The organism is Sulfurovum sp., from assembly GCF_041562805.1.
Taxonomy (GTDB): domain Bacteria; phylum Campylobacterota; class Campylobacteria; order Campylobacterales; family Sulfurovaceae; genus Sulfurovum.
The window spans coordinates 1-1,334 of the sequence record NZ_JBFFOH010000290.1 but is presented as its reverse complement, the minus strand read 5'-3'; the positions used below and the strand labels follow the sequence as shown (position 1 = coordinate 1,334).

Below are 1,334 nucleotides of genomic sequence, written 5' to 3'. Positions count from 1 at the left end.
TGTAAAAGATATGAATTTTTTAGCTTCAAGATATTTAGGAAATTTAGATTATGACAATACTTTAAAGTGGTATAAGAAATCTGTTGACAAGGGTGACCAAAAAGCTATGTATGAAATTGCAAATCTTTATGAACATTATATTGAAATTTCCCAACAAGCCATACAGTGGTATAAGAAAGCAGCCAAAGCACACTATCCTGACGCTATGGAACAGCTCAGCAAGCTAATGCAAACGACCTACGGAAACGACACCATAGCAATGTACAAAAAAGAGATAGAAGCGGGGAGAGATGTGTATTGGAACATGCAGTTTCTGGCCAACTTTTATATGCGTCTTGAACAGTTTGACAAAGCAAAAGAGGTTTATAAAGAGGTCATTAAAAAATTCCCGGATGAGAAAGCAGAGATGCTGTTCGCCATCGGAAACCTCTACAGAAAGTCCTGGCTGGATGACAAGGAGAAAGAGATCAATTACTACAAACAGTCGGCAGCCCTGGGAAACAAGCAGGCGATGTTTAACCTTGGCATCTATTACGGTGATCTGAAGAACTATAAAAAGGCTGAAGAGTATTTTAAGCAGTCAGATCACAATAGAATGGTCTGTTATATGTATAAAACAAAATTAAAAGATAATAATAGAGCTTTGTCTTGTTATGAAAACGAAGAAAAAACAGATAATCCTATTTCTGTTTTTGCATTAGGCTTTTTTTATGATGAAACTCTAAAGGATTATGATCAAGCTATAAAATCATACAAAAAAGCCTATGAATTAGGTTATTCAGGCGGTGCATTGAATATCGGATATATTTACAGAGAACATTTAAATAATAGAAAAAAAGGCATTTACTGGTACCACAAAGCCGCCGACATGGGTGAAGATGGAGCAATTCGATACCTTATGCGAGAAGGAGAACTGTAATGAACAGTGACAACGGACGTGCCCTCGGAAGAGTCGCCTACGACAAAGATAAAATGATGTTCATTACGAACTTTGTGACCCGGCAGGAGGTCAGTTCTAACTCCAATGCCCATTGTGTCAGAAATAAAGGGAAACAATGAAGATGATTTTTAGATATGCGCTGGCAGTTTTACTTTTGGTAGAGCTTGTTGAGGCGAAGGTGGGGAGTTGTTCTTTAAAAGAACTTGGGCGTTATAGTGATAAATACTTTGAGTGTTTAAAACAAGAAGCCATCAAAACCGATGAGATTGAAGATATTAATTTTTATGCTTACCATCTAAGTGGCGGAGAAATGGATGATGATATTTTTTGGTACAAGAAGTCTGTTGACAAGGGTGACGTAAAAGCAATATATCAGATAGCCAATATCTATCGT

General features: G+C 37.0%; 2 protein-coding genes. Both read left to right on the top strand.

The features are described 5' to 3' along the window. Positions 1 to 919, top strand: a 919-nt coding sequence (locus ABYK33_RS15865) for a tetratricopeptide repeat protein (protein WP_373034293.1), incomplete at its 5' end; no start/stop codon positions are given. Positions 920 to 1,055: 136 nt separating this feature from the next. After that, a partial coding sequence (locus ABYK33_RS15860) for a hypothetical protein (RefSeq protein WP_373034292.1) occupies positions 1,056 to 1,334 on the top strand: 279 nt, incomplete at its 3' end.